This window comes from Microvirga pakistanensis (genome assembly GCF_004458765.1).
Classification (GTDB): domain Bacteria; phylum Pseudomonadota; class Alphaproteobacteria; order Rhizobiales; family Beijerinckiaceae; genus Microvirga; species Microvirga pakistanensis.
Genome location: NZ_SPJX01000187.1, coordinates 250,924 through 272,105 on the forward strand (window position 1 = coordinate 250,924; position 21,182 = coordinate 272,105).

General features: G+C 64.7%; 21 protein-coding genes. 8 read left to right on the forward strand and 13 right to left on the reverse strand.

Annotated elements, in window-relative coordinates; genetic code table 11:
• A complete protein-coding gene (locus E4K09_RS12910; protein WP_134497578.1) occupies positions 1-987 on the reverse strand; it encodes a glycosyltransferase family 2 protein in 987 nt (328 codons plus the stop codon).
• Positions 988-1,128: 141 nt separating this feature from the next.
• On the opposite strand from E4K09_RS12910, the gene E4K09_RS12915 reads away from it, so the two are divergent.
• Entirely contained in the window at positions 1,129-2,028 is a 900-nt protein-coding gene (locus E4K09_RS12915; RefSeq protein ID WP_134497580.1) for a ChbG/HpnK family deacetylase, read from the forward strand.
• A gap of 9 nt (positions 2,029-2,037) precedes the next feature.
• Here E4K09_RS12915 and E4K09_RS12920 read toward each other — a convergent pair whose 3' ends face one another.
• A complete protein-coding gene (locus tag E4K09_RS12920; RefSeq protein WP_134497582.1) occupies positions 2,038-2,637 on the reverse strand; it encodes a superoxide dismutase in 600 nt (199 codons plus the stop codon).
• 175 nt (positions 2,638-2,812) lie between these two features.
• Between E4K09_RS12920 and E4K09_RS12925 the strand changes: the two genes are divergently transcribed.
• Positions 2,813-3,766, forward strand: a complete 954-nt coding sequence (locus tag E4K09_RS12925) for a hypothetical protein (RefSeq protein ID WP_134497584.1) — start codon at positions 2,813-2,815, stop codon at positions 3,764-3,766.
• Here E4K09_RS12925 and E4K09_RS12930 read toward each other — a convergent pair.
• The 3 genes from E4K09_RS12930 to E4K09_RS12940 form a co-directional block, all read right to left on the reverse strand.
• Complete coding sequence (locus E4K09_RS12930; protein ID WP_134497586.1) at positions 3,759-4,313, reverse strand: hydrolase; 555 nt, start codon at positions 4,311-4,313, stop codon at positions 3,759-3,761. The two genes, E4K09_RS12925 and E4K09_RS12930, sit on opposite strands and share 8 nt — an antisense overlap.
• Before the next feature lie 48 nt (positions 4,314-4,361).
• The gene (locus E4K09_RS12935) at positions 4,362-6,734 is read right to left on the reverse strand and encodes a PAS domain-containing protein (RefSeq protein WP_134497588.1); all 2,373 of its coding nucleotides are present in this window, start codon (positions 6,732-6,734) and stop codon (positions 4,362-4,364) included.
• Positions 6,735-6,813: 79 nt separating this feature from the next.
• Positions 6,814-8,925, reverse strand: a complete 2,112-nt coding sequence (locus E4K09_RS12940) for a S9 family peptidase (protein WP_134497590.1) — start codon at positions 8,923-8,925, stop codon at positions 6,814-6,816.
• Positions 8,926-9,354: 429 nt separating this feature from the next.
• Between E4K09_RS12940 and E4K09_RS12945 the strand changes: the two genes are divergently transcribed.
• Both E4K09_RS12945 and E4K09_RS12950 read left to right on the forward strand, forming a co-directional pair.
• Entirely contained in the window at positions 9,355-9,783 is a 429-nt protein-coding gene (locus E4K09_RS12945; RefSeq protein WP_193557279.1) for a Ros/MucR family transcriptional regulator, read from the forward strand.
• 520 nt (positions 9,784-10,303) lie between these two features.
• Positions 10,304-11,071: a DUF6456 domain-containing protein gene (locus tag E4K09_RS12950; RefSeq protein WP_134497592.1), complete on the forward strand. Its 768-nt coding sequence runs from the start codon at positions 10,304-10,306 to the stop codon at positions 11,069-11,071.
• A gap of 103 nt (positions 11,072-11,174) precedes the next feature.
• Here E4K09_RS12950 and E4K09_RS12955 read toward each other — a convergent pair whose 3' ends face one another.
• Complete coding sequence (locus E4K09_RS12955; RefSeq protein ID WP_134497594.1) at positions 11,175-11,603, reverse strand: SufE family protein; 429 nt, start codon at positions 11,601-11,603, stop codon at positions 11,175-11,177.
• Positions 11,604-11,670: 67 nt separating this feature from the next.
• Positions 11,671-11,997, reverse strand: a complete 327-nt coding sequence (locus tag E4K09_RS12960; protein ID WP_134497596.1) for a hypothetical protein — start codon at positions 11,995-11,997, stop codon at positions 11,671-11,673.
• A 402-nt stretch (positions 11,998-12,399) separates the two neighbouring features.
• Between E4K09_RS12960 and E4K09_RS12965 the strand changes: the two genes are divergently transcribed.
• Positions 12,400-13,260 carry a peptidoglycan-binding domain-containing protein gene (locus E4K09_RS12965; protein ID WP_166802293.1) on the forward strand — a complete coding sequence of 287 codons (861 nt, stop codon included), beginning with the start codon at positions 12,400-12,402 and terminating at the stop codon, positions 13,258-13,260.
• On the forward strand, positions 13,260-13,601 hold the full coding sequence (locus E4K09_RS12970) for a DUF1491 family protein (RefSeq protein WP_134497600.1): 342 nt from the start codon (positions 13,260-13,262) through the stop codon (positions 13,599-13,601). The genes E4K09_RS12965 and E4K09_RS12970 overlap by 1 nt, the downstream gene beginning before the upstream one ends.
• Here E4K09_RS12970 and E4K09_RS12975 read toward each other — a convergent pair.
• The gene (locus E4K09_RS12975) at positions 13,598-14,602 is read right to left on the reverse strand and encodes a hypothetical protein (protein ID WP_134497602.1); all 1,005 of its coding nucleotides are present in this window, start codon (positions 14,600-14,602) and stop codon (positions 13,598-13,600) included. The two genes, E4K09_RS12970 and E4K09_RS12975, sit on opposite strands and share 4 nt — an antisense overlap.
• A gap of 271 nt (positions 14,603-14,873) precedes the next feature.
• On the opposite strand from E4K09_RS12975, the gene E4K09_RS12980 reads away from it, so the two are divergent.
• A complete protein-coding gene (locus tag E4K09_RS12980) occupies positions 14,874-15,077 on the forward strand; it encodes a hypothetical protein (protein WP_134497604.1) in 204 nt (67 codons plus the stop codon).
• 40 nt (positions 15,078-15,117) lie between these two features.
• Here E4K09_RS12980 and E4K09_RS12985 read toward each other — a convergent pair whose 3' ends face one another.
• From E4K09_RS12985 to E4K09_RS13000, 4 genes are read right to left on the reverse strand one after another with little or no spacing between them, the layout of a single operon-like run.
• Positions 15,118-15,621, reverse strand: coding sequence for a GNAT family N-acetyltransferase (locus E4K09_RS12985; RefSeq protein ID WP_134497606.1), 504 nt, complete (start codon positions 15,619-15,621; stop codon positions 15,118-15,120).
• Positions 15,622-15,635: 14 nt separating this feature from the next.
• On the reverse strand, positions 15,636-16,199 hold the full coding sequence (locus E4K09_RS12990) for a DUF1254 domain-containing protein (protein WP_134497608.1): 564 nt from the start codon (positions 16,197-16,199) through the stop codon (positions 15,636-15,638).
• The gene (locus E4K09_RS12995; protein WP_134497609.1) at positions 16,196-16,858 is read right to left on the reverse strand and encodes a DUF1214 domain-containing protein; all 663 of its coding nucleotides are present in this window, start codon (positions 16,856-16,858) and stop codon (positions 16,196-16,198) included. Before E4K09_RS12995 ends, E4K09_RS12990 begins: the two co-directional genes overlap by 4 nt.
• A gap of 2 nt (positions 16,859-16,860) precedes the next feature.
• Entirely contained in the window at positions 16,861-19,071 is a 2,211-nt protein-coding gene (locus E4K09_RS13000; protein WP_134497611.1) for a transglycosylase domain-containing protein, read from the reverse strand.
• A 218-nt stretch (positions 19,072-19,289) separates the two neighbouring features.
• Between E4K09_RS13000 and E4K09_RS13005 the strand changes: the two genes are divergently transcribed.
• Entirely contained in the window at positions 19,290-19,772 is a 483-nt protein-coding gene (locus E4K09_RS13005; RefSeq protein ID WP_134497613.1) for a YcgN family cysteine cluster protein, read from the forward strand.
• Here the strand turns inward: E4K09_RS13005 and E4K09_RS13010 are convergent.
• Positions 19,769-20,848, reverse strand: a complete 1,080-nt coding sequence (locus tag E4K09_RS13010) for an AI-2E family transporter (protein ID WP_134497615.1) — start codon at positions 20,846-20,848, stop codon at positions 19,769-19,771. The two genes, E4K09_RS13005 and E4K09_RS13010, sit on opposite strands and share 4 nt — an antisense overlap.
• Positions 20,849-21,182 lie beyond the last annotated feature (334 nt).

Below are 21,182 nucleotides of genomic sequence, written 5' to 3' on the forward strand. Positions count from 1 at the left end.
TCAGGCCCGGCGTTGCTGAGAGCTTTCGGGGACGAGGCTGTTCGAGACCTCGGCCGTGCCGCCGATCCGCTCGGCGACCACATAGAGGGGCCGACGTTTCACCTCCGCGAAGATACGGCCCACATATTCGCCGATGATGCCGAGGGACATCAACTGGATGCCGGAGAAGAACATGATCGACACGATCAGGCTCGGAAAGCCCGGAAGATCGGTGCCGAACAGAAGGGTCCTGATCAGGAAGTAGAGCGCGGTCGCGATCGACAGGAACGAGATCAGGAAGCCGAGATAGGTCCAGATCCGGAGCGGCACCGTGGAGAAGGACGCGATGCCGTCGAAGGCGAACCGGAAGAGCCTTCTGAAGCTCCATTGGGACGTGCCGGAACGGCGCTCCTCCACGACGAAGGGGACGCCGGTGCTCTTGAAACCGATCCAGGCATAGAGCCCTTTCGAGAAGCGGGCCTTCTCGCCCATCGCGCGCAACACCTCGACGCCCTTGCGGTCGATGAGGCGGAAGTCGCCGGCCCCCTCGGGCAGGCCGATTTCTCCAAAGCGCGCGAAGAGGCGGTAGAACAGATGCGCGAAGCCGCGCTTGACCCGGGTCTCGTCGGAGCGGTCGGTCCGCTGCCCGTAGACCATGTCGTAGCCCTGCCGCCAGCGCTCCACGAAGGCCTCGATCATCTCCGGCGGGTGCTGCAGGTCCGCATCCATGATCACCACCGCCTTGCCTCTCGCGTGGTCGAGGCCGGCCGCGATGGCGATCTCCTTGCCGAAATTGCGGCTGAACGAAAGGGCCCCGATCCGGGGCTCCGTCCGGCTTAAGGAGCGGATCACGTCCAGGGTTTCGTCCCGGCTGCCGTCATCGACGAACACCACCTCCCAGGACAGGCCCGTGCGCTCGAGCACCGGAAACAGACGCTCGCAGAGCGGCCCGATATTGGCGCTTTCGTTGTGGACGGGAATGATGACGCTGAGCTTGGGCGACGCCACGGCTTTGATCCCTCATGACCGCGCGCATCAAGACCCGAGATTGCGGTTTTCCTCAAGAGCCTATGTGCGGATTTGTGATAGGACGTTGCGAGGGGGACCCATCGGGTTGAGTTCTCGTGAGCCGCGCGGATGCCGAAGACGATGACAACGAGCGTTGAACTCCGCAACGTCATTCTGTGCGCCGACGATTTCGGCCTCAGCGACGGCGTGAGCCGGGGGATCGCGGAGCTCGCCCAAATGGGCCGCCTCTCGGCGACGGGCGCCATGACCAACATGCCCGGCTGGCGCCGCGCCGCGCCCGACCTGAAGCCGCTGAAGGAGCGGATCGGCATCGGCCTTCATCTCAATCTCACGACCGGCGCGCCGTTGGGACCCATGGCCCGGCTTGCGTCCGCAGGATGCTTTCCGCCGCTCCGGAGCCTCCTGGCCACAGCTTTTCGGGGCGGGCTGGACGGAGCCGAGATCAGGGGCGAGATCGCCCGTCAGCTCGATGCCTTCGAGGAGGCTCATGGCGAAGCGCCGTCCTTCGTCGACGGGCATCAGCACGTGCATGTCCTGCCCGGGGTGAGGGAGGCTTTGCTCCAGCTGCTTCGGGACAGGGGCTATGCCGGGCGCGTGTGGCTGCGGGACCCCGCCGACCGAACCATCGCGATCCTGCGCCGCCCGGTTGGACGCGGCAAGGCGCTCGTCGTCAGGGGTCTCGCGCGGGGCTTCGCCCGGGACGCACAGGCTGCGGGATTCGTCACGAACAGGGGGTTCTCCGGCTTCGCCCCGTTCGATCTCTCCGTGCCGGCCCGCCGCATCTTCGACTCCGCCTTGTCGAACCCGGGCCGAACCCCGCTCGTCATGTGTCACCCCGGCTATGGGGACGATGAGCTGCGCGGGCTCGATCCGGCCGTGGAAAGTCGTGTCGCGGAGCTGGAATATCTGAGGTCGGAAGAGTTCGTCGATTTGCTGGCGACACGGGGGATCAGACTCGTTCCTCACCCAGAAGCCCAAAACGAAACGGGCCTCCGAAGAGGCCCGTCTGAGGTAACGTGAGAAACTGGCTTACTTCGTGGCGGTTTCGAACATTTCCTCGACGTGCTCCCAGTTCACCAGATTGTCGAGGAAGGCCTTGATGTAGTCGGGACGGCGGTTGCGGTAATCGATGTAGTAGGAGTGCTCCCACACGTCGCAGCCCAGGATCGGCTGGGCCCCGTGCACCAGCGGGTTCTCGCCGTTCGGGGTCTTCATGACCGTGATCTTGCCGTCCTTCACGGCGAGCCAGGCCCAGCCGGAGCCGAACTGGCTTACACCGGCCTGGATGAAGTCTTCCTTCATCTTGTCGACCGAGCCGAGATCCTCGACGATCTTCTTCTCGAGCTTGCCGGGCAGCGCGCCGCCGCCATTGGGCTTCATCCACATCCAGAAGTGGATGTGGTTGTAGTGCTGGCCGGCATTGTTGAAGAGCGCCTGGTTCTTGCCGTAGGAGCCCTTCACGACCTCCTCGACGCTCTTGCCTTCGAATTCCGTGCCTTTCAGCAGGTTGTTGCCGGTGTTGACGTAAGCCGCATGGTGCTTGTCGTGGTGAAACTCGAGGGTTTCCCGCGACATGTAGGGCTGCAGGGCATCGTAAGCATACGGCAGTTCGGGCAGAGTGAACGACATCGGCGTCTCCTTTGGATTGAGCGACCTGTGAGGCGTTAGTTAAAGCGCCCCAGCCTGAAGAGCAACGGCTCAGGCGCGGACTTTTTTCTAGCCAATCTTTCCAGGATGTTGCCTTTCGCCTATAGAGGCATAGCTTTGCCTTCGAAAACCTTGGTTTGCGTATGATGGAGACGGCATGATCATCGCTCTTCTGGCCCTCGCTTTTGCGATGATCGTCGGTGGATTGCTGACTGCTTTTTTCGGCTGGGACATCGTTCTGATAGAACGTGGCTGGACGATGGTGATCGCCGGCACCTTCAGCGCCGCATGCGGCGCGCTTCTGTTGGGGATCACGGCGGCCGTATCGAAGCTCGCTCGAATTCAATCCGAGCTTGCCCGCCTCCGGATCAGCTCCGGCGAGACGGGCCAGAGCGATGCTTCCCCGTCGTCCGCCGGCATCGCCGCGGCATCTCTCGCGGGCGGGCTGCTCGGCGGCAGCACGGTCAGCCGCAGCGAGGGAAAGGAACAGGACGAGGCGCAGCCGAACCTGCCGCTTTTCGCGCGTGAGGACACGCCCGCTGACGAGGGCCGCGAGCGCAAGGGCGATGCCGACGCCTCGGCGGCGACGGGTGAGCGTCTTCCACCGTTCCCGCCGGTGACGTCCGCCGCCGGGATCGAACATGGTGACGGGGAGGAGATCGAAGGCAAGGTTCCGGACTTCCTGCTGGCCGAGCGGCGGAGCGAGACGAACGTGGACATCTACGACACGCCCGCCGACGCGACGCTTTTCACCGAAGAGCCCAAGCTCGATGAGCCTGAGGACGAGCTTCCGGAAGAGCGCGCGCGCGACGCAGAACGTGAGCCGCCGGCCGAGTCCGCTCCGGCCCTTGAGGCGGAGCCGGAGCCGGCCGCTTCCCGGGACGAGCCCGATGCCGCCGAGGACGCCGACCGGGAGAAGACGCCGGACGAGACGCCGGGCGGCCCCGCAACGATCATCGGCACCTACAATTCCGGTGACAACACCTACGTGATGTTCTCGGACGGCTCCATCGAAGCGCAGACGCCCAAGGGCCTTTTCCGCTTCCAGTCCCTCGACGAGCTGAAGGCCTTCATCGCCTCGGGCGGCGAGGGCGGAAGCACGCCTACTTGAACAGCCGGGAGAGAGCCCGGAAATCGTCCGTTGCGGCCCTCTCCATCCATTCGAAGGCCACCATCTCGGCGGTCACCCAATGGCAGCCCGCATGGAGCAGGCGGGCGCAGGCGGCGCTGACACTGTGCGGAGAACGGCTCGAAACCGCGTCGGCGACCACGAACACGTCGAGCCCCGTTTCCTTGAAACCGAGCGCGCTCTGCAGCACGCAGATATGCGCCTCGACACCGCAGATGACGAGCTGGTCGCGTCCTTCACCGCGAAGCCGGGCGATGCGCTCCGCAAGGGCCGGATCGCTTGCGGCCGAGAAGCTCGTTTTCGGCAGGGCCGGCGTCGCGGCCGGAAGAGCCTCGGCCACCGCAGGGACGGTCGGGCCGAGACCCTGCGGGTATTGTTCGGTCACCGTGACCGGAACGCCGAGCCGGGCTGCCGCCTGCAGGAGCAGGTTGATGGTCTTGAGTGTGGAGTCGCCCTCGTGAATGGCCGGCATGAGTCTCGCCTGGACATCCACCACGAGAAGATGCGATCGCTTCGCGCTCAACAGCATGACGCCTTCCTTGTATTTCGGGGTGAAGGTTTGCCGCGGGAATGAGTTCTACTTGTCGGGGTTGAAGAGGGGCGGTTCGGTTGGAACGGGCATGCTCAGCGTGAAATAGAGTCCCTCTTCCCTGAAATCCATTTTCACGTCAGCCTGGAGCTGCGCGGCGAGGACCCGCTGCAGCAGGCGTGAGCCGAAGCCCTGCCGCGCCGGAGCCGTGACGCGCGGCCCGCCATGCTCTGTCCACGTGAAGTGCAGCGTCGGACGGTCCCCGTCAGGTTCGAGATGCCAGCGAACTTCCACCTGTCCGCCGAAGGCCGACAGAGCGCCGTGCTTGGCGGCATTCGTGGTGAGCTCGTGGATGGCCATCCCGATGGGGACGGCAGCCTCCGACGGGAGCTCGACATGCGGGCCATCGATGAGGATGCGGTTGCGCGACTCGTCCCCGTAAGGGCCGAGTTCCGTTTCGACGAGCTCGTGAAGGTCGGCCTTCTGCCAGATATGTTCGGTCAGGAGATTGTGCGTGCGTGCCAGCGAGACGATACGGCCGACGAAGCCCTGATAGAACTCGTCGATGCTGGAGGATGTGCGCGCAGTCGAGCCGACGATGGCCTGGACTGTCGCCAGGGTGTTCTTGACCCGGTGATGAAGCTCCCGGATCAGGAGCTGCTGGCGCTGCTCCGCCTCTTTGTACCGGGTGACATCGATATTGACGCCGACCAGGCGCGTCGGTGTGCCGTTGTCGGCATAGAAGTACACCGATGTGGTGTCGATGAAGCGGACGCTCTGGTCCGGCGTAATGATCCGGTAGGACAGGTAGAGTTCCGTCTCGCGGCGAAACTCGGCTTCTTCCATGATCTTGAGGACGGACGGCCGATCCTCGGGATGCACCCGTTCCTTCCAGCCGGAGATGTCTCCCTTGAACGTACCGGGCTCAATGCCGAACAGGCGCTCCTGTTCAGCGGTCCAGACGATTTTGCCGGCAACCCTGTCCCAGTCGTAGACACCGATGCCGGCGGCGCGCTGGGCGAGGGAAAGACGCTCCTCGCTGAGGCGAAGCGCAGCCTCCGTTTCCTTGATGTCCTGGATGTCGACGCTGGTGCCGACCCATCCGCTGAAGATCCCTTCCTTGTAGAACGGCTCCGCCTGGATGATATGCCAGCGGTAGACGCCCTCATGGGACCGGTACCGGGCCTCCGTCACGTAGGGCGTGCGGTGTTCCATGACGCTTTTCAGCTCTTCATGCATGCGCGCCATGTCATCGGGATGGATCGCCTGCATCCAGCTGTGGCCGAGGGCCTCTTCCGGCGGGAGGCCGGAATACGTGACCCAGCGCTCGTTGGCATAGGTCAACCTCACGTCGGGATCGACGATCCAGACCAGGGCCGGCAGCGACTCCGCGATGATGCGGAAGCGTGCTTCCGTCTCGCGCAATCCCCGTTCGGCTCGCGCCTTTTCGACGGCGAGCCAAGTCCGTTCGGCCACGTCCTCGATGAGCGCGACGTCCTCGCCGGTCCACGTCCGGGGCAGTGCCGCGCTCGTATACAGAACCGCCTTGAGCTGGTCGTTCCTGAGAACCGGCATGCTCACGAGCGATCGGAGGTTCATGCCGGTGTATCGCGCCTGCTGCGCAGCGTCGCTCAAGCGCGGATCCGCCTTGATGTCTTCCACGATCACCGGATGTCCATGCCTGAGCGCGGACAGCTCGAATTCGGCAAGCTGGCCCAGACTCTCCACCTTGCCTTCGCTGGTGAGGATATTCTTGGACCATTCCCGCTCGATGACGATCACGCCGCGCTCCTCGAAGACCTCGCCGTAGGCCGCCGTGTCGACGTCGAGAAAGCGCGCCAGATGCCGCGCCGCCGTCTCCATGATCGCCCTGGGATCCTCGAGGGTGCGGAGTTGATCGTTGAGCTCCAGCAGGAACTCCTGGCGGCGTTGCGCGAGATTGATCTCCTGCCGGGCTTTCTCGCGCTCGGTGATATCCTGAACGACCCCCATCGTATAAAGCGGCTTGCCGCCCTCGGAGATCACCGCCCCCCGGATGTGAACGCGGCCCGGGCGCCCGTCGGCCCGGATGATGCGGTGCTCGATGTTGAAGTCCGTGTTCGTCTTCAGCGCGTAGGAAACTGCCTGGTCGATCCGCTCGATGTCATCGGGATGGAACATCGCCCGCAGTTCCTCACGGGTGAGCGACGCATCGGGCGGCAGCCCGAAATAGGCCTTGAAGGCGGGGGTGCCGGTCACTTCTCCGGTCTCCTGATTGCACTCCCACGCCCCGAGGCGGCTGACATCGAGCGACATGCGAAGCTTCGCGTTGCTCACGCGAAGGGCGAACTCGGCCTGCTGCAGGCGCCGCTCCAGCGTGGCGAGGCGCTGCGCGTCGGAGGCCGCATCGTCCGCTCTGTCTGGACCGTCTCGAATCGTCATGGATGCACGTTCTTGAAGATCGGAGCAGTTCGGGGCCCTTCGCGGCCACCGCCTCCTCCGCAAGCGGTCAGGTTCTCAGTCACCTGCCAAATCCCTCTATGCTCTTGATCGCGAACGTATAGGCGAGGGCAACCTCTTCCAGTCGGTCGAAGCGCCCAGCCGCTCCGCCATGGCCCGCGTCCATGTTGAGCCTGAGCAGGATCGGTCCTCCTCCGGTCATCGTCGCCCTGAGACGCGCGACCCATTTGGCGGGCTCCCAATAGGTCACGCGCGGGTCGGTGAGACCGGCAAGCGACAGAATGGCAGGATAGGCCTGCGGCTTTACGTTATCATAGGGCGAATATGCCAGAATAGTAGAGAAGGCGCCCTCGTCGGCGGCCGGATTTCCCCATTCGGGCCATTCTGGCGGGGTGAGGGGAAGATCGGCGTCCAGCATGGTGTTGAGGACGTCCACGAAGGGAACCTCGGCGATGATGCCGGCGAAGAGGTCCGGCGCCATGTTGGCGACCGCTCCCATCAGCATCCCGCCCGCGCTGCCGCCATGGGCCACGATCCGCCCGCGGGACGTGTAGCCGGCCGCCGCCAGGGCCTCGCCGCAGGCGATGAAATCCTTGAACGTGTTCGTCTTCTTCTCGCGCTTGCCGTCGAGATACCAGCGCCAGCCCTTCTCCGTTCCACCCCGGATATGGGCAATGGCGTAGACGAAGCCCCGGTCCACGAGCGACAGGATTCCCGTGCGGAAGCTCGCGGGCATGGACATGCCGTAGGAGCCGTATCCGTAGAGGAGGCAGGGGGCCGAACCGTCGACCGCGATCTCCCGCCGGTGCAGGATCGAGATGGGGACCTGCTCGCCGTCCGGCGCGGTGGCGAAGAGGCGACGCGTCACGTAATCGGCCGGATCGTGGCCGCTCGGAACCTCCTGCCGCTTGCGCAGGGTGCGTTCACCCGTGCGCAGGTCGTAATCCGTCACCTCGCCGGGCGTCGTCAGGGAGGAGTAATGGTAGCGGATCACGTCCGTGTCGAACTCGTAGCCGGGCGTGAAGCCGAGAGAATAGGCCTCCTCGTCGAAGGCGATGCTGTCCTCCCGGCCCGTGGCCATCTCGCGGAGCACGATCCTGGGATTGGCGTTCTCCCGCTCCAGCCGCACCAGGTAGCGGGCAAGGGCCATGACCGAGAGGATCATCGTTCCGGGACGGTAGGGGACGAGATCCTTCCAGTGGGCGCGGCCGGGAGAGGCGACCGGCGCGGTGACGATCTTGAAGTCCTCCGCCCCGTCCGCGTTGGTGAGGATGATCAGGCTGTCTCCATGATGCTCCACATCATATTGCAGCTGGGGCGTGCGCGCCTCGACGAGGCGCGGCGTGGCTGCGGCGTCGGACCGGTCGAGGAGCCAGACTTCCGAGGTTTCATGGTCGCTCGCCTCGATCAGCACGAAGGCATCCGACTGGGTGACGCCGAGCTTGACGAAGAAGCCCGGATCCTTCTCCTCGTAGACGGTGCGATCCTGGGCCGGGTCGGTGCCGATCAGATGGCGCCGGACCCTGACCGGGCGATGATTCTCGTCGAGCTCCACGTAATAGAAGCCGGAACTGTCGTTGAGCCATACCACGCCGCCCGAGGTCTGGGGCACCTCGTCGGACAGGTCCTTGCCAGTTCCGAGGTCGCGGACGCGGAGCGTGAAGTATTCGGAGCCCTTGATGTCCGAGCCCCAGGCGAGGAGCCGGTGATCCGGCGAGTGATCCGCTCCGCCCAGGTTGAAGAAGGCATGCCCTTCGGCCTCCCTGTCTCCGTCGAGCATGACCGTCTCGGAGCCGCCGTCCCGCGGCTGACGGCAGACGAGAGGGTGCTGCCCGCCATCGCGATAGCGGGTGAAATACGCGAAGGGGCCGTCCGGCTGGGGAACGGACGAATCGTCCTCCTTGATGCGCCCGCGCATCTCCGCCACGAGCCGGGCCTGGAAATCCTCGGTCCCGGCAAAAGCCTCGGACGCGTAGGTGTTCTCCCTTTCGAGACATTCGCGAATCGCAGGATCCAGGGCTGCCGGATTCTTGAGCACTTCCTTCCAGTTCTCGGCCTTGAGCCAAGCATAGTCGTCCTGAATTCTCACCCCATGCACTTCAAAGGTGTACGGCCTTGCCGGCGTGACCGGCGCAGGAGGTAGGGCATTGGTCGGAAGACGCTCGAGTGTCATGCAATGATCCGGATCGGGATGGGGAGGGCGTGATTATGCATACATAACTCGGATTTCCCATCCGGGGTTCGGGCGATGTCGACCAGGCATGGTCCTCTTGCCCCTAAGGCATTTGCTTTATAGCTACTTCTTCTGGTAGGGAGCGTTCGAATTCAATAATGGGTTGCTTCGACCGATTTCGCGTTTGACCCCCGCTTCAACATCGGTTTATTGCACACTGAAAGTTGACCCCAAGTTTTCCAAAGTTTTCCTTTTAATGATCTTGTGTTTCAGGCGAATTTGACATACCTGAACGGGCAGGCACGGTCTTTGTGCATGTACATTGCGGCTCAAGGTTGAGGAAAGCATTGCTTGTGCAATGGCTGCTCAATAGTGCAGACCGATAGGCAATTGGGCTGTTCTTGTGGGCCGGAAAGGAAGAAAATCAAAATGAGCGACAATATCGCTGCATCGAACTACATTGAACTGGCTGCGGATATCGTGTCGGCCTATGTGAGCAACAACTCTGTTCCGTCAGGCGATCTGCCCACGTTGATCAACGATGTTCACTCCGCCCTGATGCGTGTGGGTGGCGGCACCGTGGAAGCTCCTGTCGAAGCTCCGAAGCCGGCCATTCCCGTGAAGAAGTCCGTCACTCCCGACTACATCGTCTGCCTGGAGGACGGAAAGAAGTTCAAGTCGCTGAAGCGCCATCTGCGCACGCAGTACAACATGACTCCCGAGCAATACCGCGAGAAGTGGGCTCTTCCGGTCGATTACCCCATGGTCGCTCCGAACTACGCGAAGGCCCGTTCCGAGCTCGCCAAGGAGATGGGCCTGGGCCAGCAGCGCCGTAAGCGCCGTTCCTCGCGGGGCTAAACCATTTTCGGCGAAGGGAGCCGGTTCGCCGCCCAGTGCGCGGCGCACCCGGGCAGGGAGATGATCCCCCGCCTGAGGAAACCGCTTTCGACACCGGAAGACCTCGTCGCTTCAAGCCGCCCCACGGGGCGGCTTTTTGCTGTCTCGACCCTGTCGTGACGGGGCGTCCTTCGTGGCGTTTGTTGGCCCGAGAGGCGCCTCCTCCGAATTGTCCTCAGTGTTATCAACAGTTTTGAATCACGTTGACATCTAGGAATATGCGCCCACTATCAGAGGTGGAGGGGCGAGTCCTTTCTTTCTTTATTTATGGGAACAAATCATGAACAAAAATGAACATGAACGCATTCACGAAACGATTGCCCCTGCCGGTCTTCCTGGGCTTCGGCGCACGAAAAAAGCTAAGCGCGTCAAGCAAACGAGGGGGCGCGGGACCGCTGTCCCGCTGGCCGCGAGGGCCGATGCGATGCCACGAGAGGCGCTTCGACTTCTGATTGCAATGGGCACAGGGGAAACGCGCGTCATGGTTGACCCGACCGACGACACCCGCGTGATCGTCCACAGGAAACGCGCAGGCATTTCGGTCGGCGCCGGGCAGTTCGCCGTTGCGGCTGCTGATCTGCTTGCCCGGCAGGATCTCGCCTTCTGGCAGCAGGGTTCGTCCGGGCAGAGAACGCTTTGCTTGAGCGAGGCGGGGCGCTCGCATCTGCGGCGCGCCTGCGCGGAGGAGCCAGAAACGGCCTTTCTGCATCAGCACCGTGACATCGTCGAGGCCACGGTCCGGACCGAGACGGGACCCAGCCGGGTTCGGCTCGACGCGGAGGAGAGCCCGCTCGATTGGCTGCGCCGCCGAAAGGACCGCAAGGGAGAACCGATGATCGACGAGGCGGCCTACCAAGCCGGCGAGCGGCTGCGCACGGACATCATGCTCGCAGGTCTGCTCCCGCGCGTCACGGCCCGGTGGGATGCGGTCCCGGCGGGCGGCGGCGGCGCATCGCCGTCGGAGGCGACGGACCGCATGGTGGCCGCCCGCCAGCGCATTCGGCATGCCTTCGATGCCGTGGGGGCGGATTTCGGCGACCTGCTGCTGGATCTCTGCGGATTCCTGAAAGGCCTGGAGCAGCTCGAGCGGGAACGGGGATGGCCGCAGCGCTCCGCCAAGATCGTGGTGCGTCTCGCGCTCGCCCGTCTTGCCGAGCATTACGGCGTCGAGGCCGCCGCCCGCGGTCCGGCGGCTTCCCGCGGGATCACGACATGGCGGGCCGTGGTCATCGAGGGCGGGCGCGCCTGATGGCTGGAGCATTGTTCGGCGAAGTGGACCCGGTCCGCCGCCAATAATGCGGCACACCCAAGCCATGAGGTGATGATTCCACGCAAGTGGAACAGTTCCGAGGTCAAAGAGCCGCCTGAGCCACCTGCGCATCGCGGCGGATTCGCTCGACCATGGATCTCACCCCGTTGGACCGCTGCGGCGTCAGATGCTCCGCCAGGCCGAGTTCCTTGAACAGAGCCAGGGCGTCGGTGGAGAGGGCCTCCTCCGGCGTCTTCCCGTCGTAGAGCGCGATCATCAGGGCCACCAGGCCGCGCACGATGTGGGCGTCGCTGTCCCCGAGGAGGTGAAGGGCGGGCCGGCCGCCGGAGCGGTCGAGGCGCGTTTCGAGCCAGACCTGGCTCGCGCAGCCCTGAACCTTGTTGGCATCCGTGTGGGCCTCGCTCGGAAGCGGCTCCATCATCCGCCCCAGCTCGATCACGTAGCGATAGCGCTCTTCCCAGTCGTCCAGGAGCTCGAAGTTGGAGACGATCTCGTCAATGCTCGGCAGCATGGCATCCCTGCTTTGTCTGCCGGTCATATAATTGCTGGAGAGGCGTTTGGCGACGGGCAGGCTGCAATCAGCCGCGGGGTTTCGAGGCCGACGGGGCGCGATCTTCCGGCTTGAGGGTATCGGAGGCTTTCGGAGCGGTCGGCGTGAGGCCGGATGTGGTGAGGATCTTCTCGACCACGGCCTGCTTGGCGCCTTCCGGCAGAAGCTGCCAGGCGGTCTCGAGATGGCCGGGCGCTGCATGGTCGGTGGCCGATCTCGTGGCGGGTTCGGTTCCCTCGGCCGTCCTGGGGGCGACGAAATCCAGAAGCGGGTCCGTCGTCCCGCCACGGTCGCGGACGGGCGAATAATAGAAGATCACGCCAATGATGAGGATGAAACGCAGAATCGAAAACATGAAGAGGCTGCCGGGTGCCCGCAGATGGATCAAAGGTGATGCATCATAACGTGCCGTGCCGGCCCGGCGGAGAAGATCCGCAGGGAAGCTGCAATCAGGGTAAACGAAAGGTTAAAGCCCGCCGGGCTTTAACCAAAGCTGTTAAGTTCCTTGGATTGCAAGAAAAACAATGTTTCGCCGCAACGATCCGGCGGTGGGTTCCTCGCCGTTGGCCGGGACCGAGAGGGGACGAGGGCATGGGTTTAAGCCTTCGTTTAAGGGACATCTGCCACGCTTTCGCCAAGAAAAGGGAGGAGCGGCTTCGGGGGCTCTCGTTCGTGACCTTTGACATCGGCTCGCCGCCTGTCAGAGGGGCGATGATGACCGGTCATCGTGCGCTCCTTCAACGCTGGGATGATTGTTGTGCGTGATGTTTTTGCTGCCGAGCCCGAGGACGATTTCGACCTGCCCGCCGTCGTGCGGCGGAAGGCTTCGCCGCGTCCGCAGCCGAAGCGCACGGCCAGGAAGGCGCCGCGCAAGGCGGGCATGGGCGAGCGGCTGATGGACCATGCGCTGAGGCACCCGGGCCGCGTCGTGGTGGCTGTGGTTCTGGCCGGATGCGCCGGCGCGATCGCCTGGAACGCCCTGCTCCTGCAGAATACCCGCCATCCGGCGCCCCTGTTCTCCCAGCGTGATCCGGCGGCTGCGCCAGCCCTGGCAGAGGCCGATCCGACGCGACCCCTGCCGCCGTCCCGGCCGATGGCGGATGCTCGCGCGGCTCAGAGCCTCGATCGGCCCGAGCCGGTCGGGTCGGCGCTTCCGGTCGAGACAGCCCCCGCCGCGCCGGCCCCGCGCAGCGGGATCTCGGACCTGATCCGCAGCAACGGGGCGCCGCCTCCCGCGCCGCAACGCCCGCAGCGGGCCGCCCTCCAGGCGCCGGCTCCTGCGCCTGTCCCGGCACCCGCCCCATCACCTGTGCCCGCTTCACCTCCGAGCCGCACGCAGACCGTCCGAGACCCCATTGCGGAGATGATCCGCCTCGGCGGACCGGTGCCGACGCCGCCGGCCAATGTGGGGCGCTCCGACGGAGCGGATGTCGTGCTCTCCGGCCAGCGCGCTCTGGCCCGCCTGGGCTACGGCGTGAAGGTTGACGGGATGATGGGACCCGGCACCCGTCAGGCCATCGAACGCTTCGAACAGGACAGGCATTTGCCCGTCACCGGCACGTTCAACGCGCGCACGGTGCGTGAACTCTCCTCGCTGTCGGGCATTGCCGTCCAGTGATGGCTCGCCTCCGATCCGATTTCTGGGTTTCCGCCTATTTGCGCCGCTGCGGCGTCGAAGGGCTCGACGCCGCTTTGCGCAAGCGCGGCTCCGCGGAGGCCGGAGCGATCTTCGTGAAGGTCGATCATCTCGACGGCACGGCAAGTCTCTATGGGCCCGCGCCGCAGCTCTTCGTCGAAGACCGGGACGAGCGTCTCTTCGCGCCGGTCCTGCAGGGGGTGACGCCTCTCGACGTGGAGGAGAGAATGGCGCGGGAGCTGCGTTTCGATCCCGACCTCTGGCTGGTGGAGGTGGATGACCGGCAGGGCCGCCATCTCCTCGATCTCGCGCCGGATGCTTAAACCGCCCGGCTCCCTCCGCCGAGGGCCCTCGCGCCGAGGATCGTCTCGACGAGGCTGAATGCGACCGCGCCGGGAACGTCGCGCATCTCGCGGACCAGCTCACGGATCGCCGAGAGCGGATAGGACAGGGCGGGATGCAGGCTCAGGAAGATGCGGAGAGCCTCTTTCTCCGGCACTCCCGCCGCCTTCAGGGCCAGTGCGAGAAGCAGGTGACGTCCGGACTGGAGGATGCGCCACTCGATCGCGCCCGGAAGACCGAAGGCGCTCGTCAGCAGCCGCTCGAAGCGTGCGATGTCGCCCTCGTGGCCAGCCTCCGAGAGCGCGGCCGCATCACGGGGTTGCAAGCGGAGAGGGGAGCCGGCCGTCGAAGGGAGGGTTTCCATGACCCGCTGGCGGATGAGGCCGCGCCGTTCTCGGTCGGCCGCCAGGTAGAGGCAAGCCGCATGAGCCGGTGAGAGGTCGGCGCGCTGGAGGAGAATCCGCGCGAGGGCCGGGCGTTCGACGGCGCGCCTGACCAGCCCATGAAAGGCCGGCATCGCGGGAGAGAAGGTCGGGTTCGCGGCCAGAGCGTCCTCGCTGGCCTCTTCCCGCAGCACCAGGATGCCTTCGACGGTTGCGGGCTCGATCGGACGGCGAGAGGCGAGGTGGACCCGTCCCGCCGGCGTTGCAAGATACCGCGCATGAGGAACCGGGGCGGCGCGTGCCTGGCGTCCCGGCATGATGGCGTGGTCTTCCGCTCCATGACGCCGCAGATAGTCGAGAACCGAGGGCGGCGTATCCGGACAGCGCGCGAGGATGCGCGCGATCTCGAGCAGGGTGGCGCGGTCGGCTTTCGGCAGAAACCCGAGGGCCAGGGCTTCGAAGGTTTCGATGCTCTCGCGGTCCCGGACGGGAGCGGCGGCGAACATCTCCGCATTGACCTTGAGGAGAGCAGCGCTTGCATCCCTGCCGCTCCAACCGGACAGGTCGGACCAAAAGTCCGGGTTCGCAGAGGACGCCATACCCCATTTCTCCCGCGCAAGCCCCGCAGGGACCCTAGGCCTTGTCCGTTAAGCGCGTGTTGACGGACGGGCGGCCGCGGTGCCCGTCGATGTGCGGTACGGCACACATGAACGTGAAAGCTGGAACTGAAGCGCAACCGTGTCTGTTGTTTTCCTGCCAGGCCAGGGGTTTTTACGGCACGCCCCGGCCCCAGGAAACGATCTGTTAACCATGAGTCTTTTTTGTGAGCGAGTTGCAGAGGCAGATTTTGGAACGATAGAGGAGAGCACGATGCAGGACGCGTGGGTCAGATCGCCCGGAGTGGTGATCGCTTTTCCGAAGGCGGCGGACAGGCCGCGACGTCCGCACCTGAATGTCGGCGAGGCACGAGGTGAAATCCTGCTCTTCACGGGCGTGCGTTATGAGCGGCCCGAGCCCAATCCAGGTCCGTCCCGTCCTTACGCCAGCCATCGTCCAGGCCGCCGCCGCTCGTAATTTCCGATTGAGTTTGTATCCGCTCAAGACGCATTTCGCGTCAGCCGAGATCCTGCGCCAAATCGCGCACCATCAGCACAGCATCCGGTCCATAGGTGAGGAGTTTGTCCTCGAGACCGGGAACGCTCGTCGCGTGAAAGCCCAGCCGCTCCCAGAACGCCTGAGAGTTGTTGACAGCCACCAGTGACAGATGACTGAAGCCGGCGCTGCCCGCATGACGGGCGATCCGTTCGCCGGCCTGCGCGGCATAGCCCTTGCCCCGCGCCTCCGGCAGCAGCGCCATGTCGTGCACGTAATAGGTGGTGGCGTCGCTCGGAATGTCCCGCAGCAGGGAGTTCAGCGCGGGCGGAGCACCGAAATGCCAGGGATGGCTCAGGGCATAGCCGGTAAGGCGGCCGTCTTCCTCGAGCGCGAAGCAGCCCTGTGGGTAAAGGCGCAGACGCTCGGCGAAAACCTGGCGGTCCTCCGGATGCGCGAGGTGGATCGTATCGGCGAGGATCTGGACGGGGGCGAGATCCAGCGCCGTCATGAGACGCCAGGGCATTGTCGTGACGAGCCTTATTCCGCCTCTTCGGTGATGCAGGAGACGGCTTTCGCGGCCTCTTCCGCCTGCGGCCGCCGAGAGGCCGTGGGCGCCGCCACGCGGACGATCACGAATCCCTGCTGTTCGGGCGCGACGATGCGCACGTCGCGCGAGGGCTCGTTCTCGTCCTCCGCCGCGCGCGCTTCGTCGAGCTGGCGCGCGGTCATGGCGATGATCTCGAGCTCTCCCCGCACGGCGGCGCGGTCGGTCACGGCGAAGAACACGCCGCCGGATTCCTTATGGAACGAGAAGGACAGCAGGTTCGATCCTGTCTGTGCTGAGACCCGCATCGGACCGTTGCGAAGATCGAAGGCGCAGGCCGCGACCGCGACGGCCGGATCGGGCCGGGGCATCCAGGTGGTCTCGGCTCCAGGGGCGCTGACGATCTGTGCCTTTTCGGAGGTCAGGGTCGGTTGAATCTTCGAGAAGGCATCATCCTCCGCGAGATAAGGCGTCGCGAGGATGGACACGATATGCACGCCCACGGCCAGCACGAGGCCGCAGAGTGTGGCGATGAGGAAGCGGCCGAACCCCCTCATGCGCCGCACTCCATGCGTTGGATCGCCGGGAAGGTGCTCTCGGAGAGGCCCGTGCCGGCGGCTCCCGGCGTGTCGTAGAGCCTGAGCACGATGCTGAACCGGCCCGAGGGCGGAAGCTGGAGCCAGTTGCCGTCCTGGAGCCCCCGCGAGAGCACGATGGTGAACCGATCCTCCCCATCGCGAAGAAGCTCCGCGGAGGTGAAGCCGCTCCGTCCCAACTCCGTCCGGATCAGGCGGTCATCCTGACCATAGACGGAGAAGGTCCAAAGGCGGGCGGCCGGCACATCGGCGCCCACGCGGTAGACGCAGGCAGAGTCGAGAGCCCGGCCGTCGCTGTCGGTCGTCGCGGTGAAGCCGAGGCCCTCGCCGATCGCCAGGGGAACATCGCCGCGCTGGGCGATGACGGCGCGCATATAGGGGTCGGCGGAGGTCGAGCCGAGGTCGGGCCAGGCCTTCCAGGGCCCCAGGGTGAGGCTCCCGAATGGCGGGTCGCCCTTGAGGACCAGATAGGTTGCGCCCAATCCCAGTCCCAATGCGAGAAGGAGAGAATAGAGGACCAGGAATGCGGTGGGGACGATTCGGACGCGGACGGATTTGGACGCGGAGGCGCGCATCAAACCCGCCCCTGAGGCGCTCGTCGGGATTGCATCAGTGCTCATCGTTAAGGCATCGCCACCTGACGGGAAGCCTCCACAGAGCCCGTGCTCCGCGGAACGTTACTTTCCTTCACGGTCGATATGGAGCGTTCGGCCGACTGGAACAGGGTGCCGATACCCCCGAGAACCTCATAGGACTTCCGGGACAGCGTGCCGGCGAGGAAGGCCTGCGAGGGACCCTGTGCCTGGTCCGCCGCCGGCCGTCCCGACGTGGCGACCCGGGCGAACGGCGCGGGGTCGACGCCCGGAATCGGCCGGATCTCCAGGTTCTGGTGTGCGAGCTGCATCACTTCGTGCCAGGTTTGGGCCGGAAGGGTACCGCCGGTCATCTCGTTCATGGGCTTGGAATCATCGTTCCCATACCAGACAGAGGCAACGAGATTGCCGGTGTAGCCCACGAACCACGCATCCTTGTAGCCGTTCGTGGTGCCGGTCTTGCCCGCGGTGGGGACGCCCTCGATCGCAGCACGCCTGCCGGTGCCCTCCGTCACCACCTTGTTGAGCATGAAATTCATGTCTTCCACGACGCGCGGCTCCAGCACCCGCTTCGGCGGGGTGTCGCGGTCATGGCGATAGATCACCTCGCCGGATGAGTTGCGCACTTCCCAGGCCGCATACGGGTCGGCCCGGTAGCCCCCGTTGGCGAACACCGCGTAGGATGCCGCCATGTCGATCGCGGTCACCTCGGCCGCGCCGATGGGCAGGGGGGCCTCGTTGGCCAGAGGATGGGTCAGGCCCATGCGCTTGGCCGTATCGATGATGATGGCGCGGCCGGCCTTGGCATTGCCCTTGCCGATCTCGAGAGACATCCGGACCGGGATGGAATTGATGGAGCGCGCGAGGGCCGAGACCAGGGGCATGGAACCCGAGAACTTGCGGCCATAGTTCTGCGGACACCAATTGCCGAGGCAGATGGGGGTGTCGACCACATTCGATGTGGGCCGCAGCTTGGGGTTCGTCGTCAGGGCCGCGGCGTAGACGAAGGGCTTGAACGACGAGCCCGGCTGGCGCAGGCCGTTCGTCGCCCGATTGAACTGGCTCTGGCCGTAATCGCGCCCGCCGACGATGGCCCGGACTGCGCCGTCGACATCCATCACCACGAGGGCGCCTTGGCCGGCCCGGTACTGCCGGCCGTTCTGGCGCAGCTGGTTCTCCAGCACCTCTTCCGCATGACGCTGCAGGGCCGTGTCGAGCGGCGTCTTGACGATGAGCACGCGCTCGCTGCCGAACTTCTTCTGACCGGCCAGGGCCGTCACCTGCTCATAGGCCCAGTCGAGGTAGAAGTCGGGCGTGGTCTCGCGCTCGCGGCTCACGGGGGTCGCCGGATTGCGGCGGGCGGTTTGGATTTGGCCTTCGGTGAGGAACCCGGCCTCGACCATGTTGCGCAGCACCTCGTTCGCGCGGGCGCGGGCCGCGGGCAGGTTCACGTGGGGCGCATATTTCGTAGGGGCCTTGAAGAGACCCGCCAGCATGGCCGCCTCGGCGAGGGTCAGGTCCTTTGCGGGTTTCCCGAAGTAGTAATCGGCCGCCGCGACGACGCCGTGGGCGCCGCCGCCCATATAGGCCCGGTCGAGATAGAGCTTGAGGATCTCGTCCTTGGTCAGGTGGAATTCGAGCCAGACGGCCAGGAAGGCTTCCTTGATCTTGCGCTCGAGGGAGCGCTCGTTCGTCAGGAACAGGTTCTTGGCCAGCTGCTGGGTGATCGAGGAGCCGCCCTGCACCACGCCGCCGCCCTGGGCGTTGACTACGAGAGCCCGGAAGGTGCCGATGGGGTCGATGCCCCAATGGGTATAGAAGCGCCGGTCTTCCGTCGCCAGCGCCGCCTTGATCATGTAGTCCGGGAAATCCTCGAGCTTGTAGGAATCGTCGAGGTGCAGGCCGCGACGGCCGACCTCCTGCCCGTAGCGGTCGAGGAAGGTGACGGCGAGGTCCTGGGTCTTAAGCCAGTCGTCCTCGGTCTCGCGGAAGGCCGGAAGCGCCAGGGCCAGCATGACGATGCCGCCGGCCGCGCCGAGGGTCGTCGCCTCGCTGGTCAGGTCGAAAAGCACGCGAAGGGGCCCGCGGAAACGCAGGCACTTCATCTTTTCCGAGTACGATCCGTAAGCCGAGGCCAGTCCTCGTCCGCTCTGAAACAGAAACGAGTTCAGCCAAGCGTCCAGCCAGAGCGCGGCACGCTTGATCCGTGTCGGGAAGGGGGTGGGGGGCTGCTGGGGCACGGCGGTCCTTCGGGGCAGGTCAGGAAACCTGATACCTTGCTTATGATCGTTTGGTTCCCTAACGGCAACGTTTGCACGTTACGGAATGCATTATCAACAACTCGCAAACAAGATCTCTGGTTCAAAAGAGATCTACCCCTTCCGGGAAAAAGGGTTCTAGATGTGCGATGTCGCACCCCCTCCCTCAAACCGCCGCAAAGAGAGTCCACAGACCCCGCATGTCCCGAACCGCATCCAAGTCCCGAGCGCAGCCCTTCTGGCGCGTCAAGACGCTCGAATCACTGAGTCTGGCCGAGTGGGAGAGCCTGTGCGACGGCTGCGGGCGCTGCTGCTTGGTCAAGCTCGAGGACGAGGATACGGGCGAGGTTCTCTACACGGACGTGGCCTGCACGCTTCTCGACGACGGGAGCTGCCGCTGCCGCGACTACGAGAACCGCCAGGCCAAGGTGCCCGATTGCGTGCGTCTGACGCCGGAGACCGTGCGCGGCCTGTCCTGGCTGCCGACCACCTGCGCCTACCGGCTCGTCGCGGAGGGGCGGGATCTGCCCTGGTGGCATCCTCTCGTCTCGGGGGATCCCGAAACGGTCCACGCTGCGGGCGTGTCCGTGCGGGACCGGGTTGCGGGACCCGAGGAGGATTTCAGCCTTGCGGAGCTGCTTGAGCGGCTCACCGACTGGCCGATGGAGGAGGCCGGGGGTTAGCGGTCGCTCCCGGCTTGGTTCGCTTGGTCCTCACCCGGCACCGTCGTCGGCTCGCCCAGAGTCTCCCGGACATAGAGCTTCTTCACCAGGACGAACACGACCACGGCCAGGGGGAAGCCGAAGATCAGCCCGAGCGTGCCGAACAGCACGCTGCCGATCAGGATGGCGAACAGGGCGAGCGCCGGGGGCGTGGTGATGACGTTCTGCGTCACCAGCGGCTGGATGATGTTGCCCTCGATCTGCTGGATGACGAGAGTGGCGAGTATCGTCCAGAGGGCTGCCTCGCCGCTGACCGTGAAGGCGATGAGCACGGCAGGGGCCGCCCCGAGAAACGGGCCCAGGAACGGGATGAAATCCGTCAATCCTGCAATGAGGCCGAGCGCGAAAGGCGAGGGCAGGCCGATCCACCAATAGGCGAGCGCGGACAGGATGCCGACGCCGGTCATGGCGATGAGCTGCGAGACCAGCCAGAGCTTGAGGGCCTCGCCGGACGCGCGAAGGGAACTCTCCACGCGCTGATGGTGGCGGATCGGGAAGAGCTTGATTATCCCCTGGAGATAGGTGTTCGGCGAGGATGCGATGTAAAGGCCGGCGACGATCACCAGGACGAGGTTCGTCAATGCGCCGAGAATCGTTCCGCCGATCCCTGCCAGCCGCGAAGCGATGCCGCCGCTCGGCACGTTGCGCAGCATCTCGTTCAGATTGTCCGTGACGGCGCCGAAGCCGAGATTCTTGCTGAGATTGTCGATCGCGAACGGCAGTTGCTCGGCCACATTGGCAAGCTGCGACCGGATCTGCGTGCCGAACGTGACGGCCAGGATCAAGACAAGGGTGAAGATCAGAAGGGAAGCCGCGCTGAGGCTCCAGCGCTCCGCCACGCGAAGATAGCGCACGAGCAGGTCCGCCAGAGCGCGCAGGATGATCGCGACGAGAACGGCTCCGAAGGCCAAGAGAAGAACATCCGCCAGTTTCCAGAACAGGAGCGCCAGCGCGACCAAACCCAGGACGATGAGGGTTTTTCGCACGAACTCGGCGTCCCCCATGAACCTGCGGAAGGAAGAATCGTCCTCATTCATCGAGTATCCCCAGCCTCGTCTCCGGTACAATGGAAACCGCAAAGCTGGGTTCCCTCGAAGGTCAGGCAAATATTCCAAAATCAACTTTGTTCATGCTTGGCCGTATAAATTATGGCATAGGAGTTTTTGTCTCTGACAGGAACGTAAAACGGGATTGGAGGTTGATATGGCAGAAGGAGGGTTCATGTAATGACGTCGCACGTGATCTGCTTTCTGCTTGGCACTGTGTTTCCTCTTGCAGCCGTTGGCTGGATGATTGCTCATCAGTAATTCAATACTTTGCTCATCCTAGAAGTGAAATCTGACGATTGATGGCATTGTCTGGCCCCGGATA

Excerpts from the sequence above, each read along its gene's own strand:
- E4K09_RS12915 (WP_134497580.1), top strand. The coding sequence starts at position 1,129 with ATGACAACGAGCGTTGAACTCCGCAACGTCATTCTGTGCGCCGACGAT.
- E4K09_RS12920 (WP_134497582.1), bottom strand. The coding sequence starts at position 2,637 with ATGTCGTTCACTCTGCCCGAACTGCCGTATGCTTACGATGCCCTGCAG.
- E4K09_RS12925 (WP_134497584.1), top strand. The coding sequence starts at position 2,813 with ATGATCATCGCTCTTCTGGCCCTCGCTTTTGCGATGATCGTCGGTGGA.
- E4K09_RS12930 (WP_134497586.1), bottom strand. The coding sequence starts at position 4,313 with ATGCTGTTGAGCGCGAAGCGATCGCATCTTCTCGTGGTGGATGTCCAG.
- E4K09_RS12935 (WP_134497588.1), bottom strand. The coding sequence starts at position 6,734 with ATGACGATTCGAGACGGTCCAGACAGAGCGGACGATGCGGCCTCCGAC.
- E4K09_RS12940 (WP_134497590.1), bottom strand. The coding sequence starts at position 8,925 with ATGACACTCGAGCGTCTTCCGACCAATGCCCTACCTCCTGCGCCGGTC.
- E4K09_RS12945 (WP_193557279.1), top strand. The coding sequence starts at position 9,355 with ATGAGCGACAATATCGCTGCATCGAACTACATTGAACTGGCTGCGGAT.
- E4K09_RS12950 (WP_134497592.1), top strand. The coding sequence starts at position 10,304 with ATGGTTGACCCGACCGACGACACCCGCGTGATCGTCCACAGGAAACGC.
- E4K09_RS12955 (WP_134497594.1), bottom strand. The coding sequence starts at position 11,603 with ATGCTGCCGAGCATTGACGAGATCGTCTCCAACTTCGAGCTCCTGGAC.
- E4K09_RS12960 (WP_134497596.1), bottom strand. The coding sequence starts at position 11,997 with ATGTTTTCGATTCTGCGTTTCATCCTCATCATTGGCGTGATCTTCTAT.
- E4K09_RS12970 (WP_134497600.1), top strand. The coding sequence starts at position 13,260 with ATGGCTCGCCTCCGATCCGATTTCTGGGTTTCCGCCTATTTGCGCCGC.
- E4K09_RS12975 (WP_134497602.1), bottom strand. The coding sequence starts at position 14,602 with ATGGCGTCCTCTGCGAACCCGGACTTTTGGTCCGACCTGTCCGGTTGG.
- E4K09_RS12980 (WP_134497604.1), top strand. The coding sequence starts at position 14,874 with ATGCAGGACGCGTGGGTCAGATCGCCCGGAGTGGTGATCGCTTTTCCG.
- E4K09_RS12985 (WP_134497606.1), bottom strand. The coding sequence starts at position 15,621 with ATGCCCTGGCGTCTCATGACGGCGCTGGATCTCGCCCCCGTCCAGATC.
- E4K09_RS12990 (WP_134497608.1), bottom strand. The coding sequence starts at position 16,199 with ATGAGGGGGTTCGGCCGCTTCCTCATCGCCACACTCTGCGGCCTCGTG.
- E4K09_RS12995 (WP_134497609.1), bottom strand. The coding sequence starts at position 16,858 with ATGAGCACTGATGCAATCCCGACGAGCGCCTCAGGGGCGGGTTTGATG.
- E4K09_RS13005 (WP_134497613.1), top strand. The coding sequence starts at position 19,290 with ATGTCCCGAACCGCATCCAAGTCCCGAGCGCAGCCCTTCTGGCGCGTC.
- E4K09_RS13010 (WP_134497615.1), bottom strand. The coding sequence starts at position 20,848 with ATGAATGAGGACGATTCTTCCTTCCGCAGGTTCATGGGGGACGCCGAG.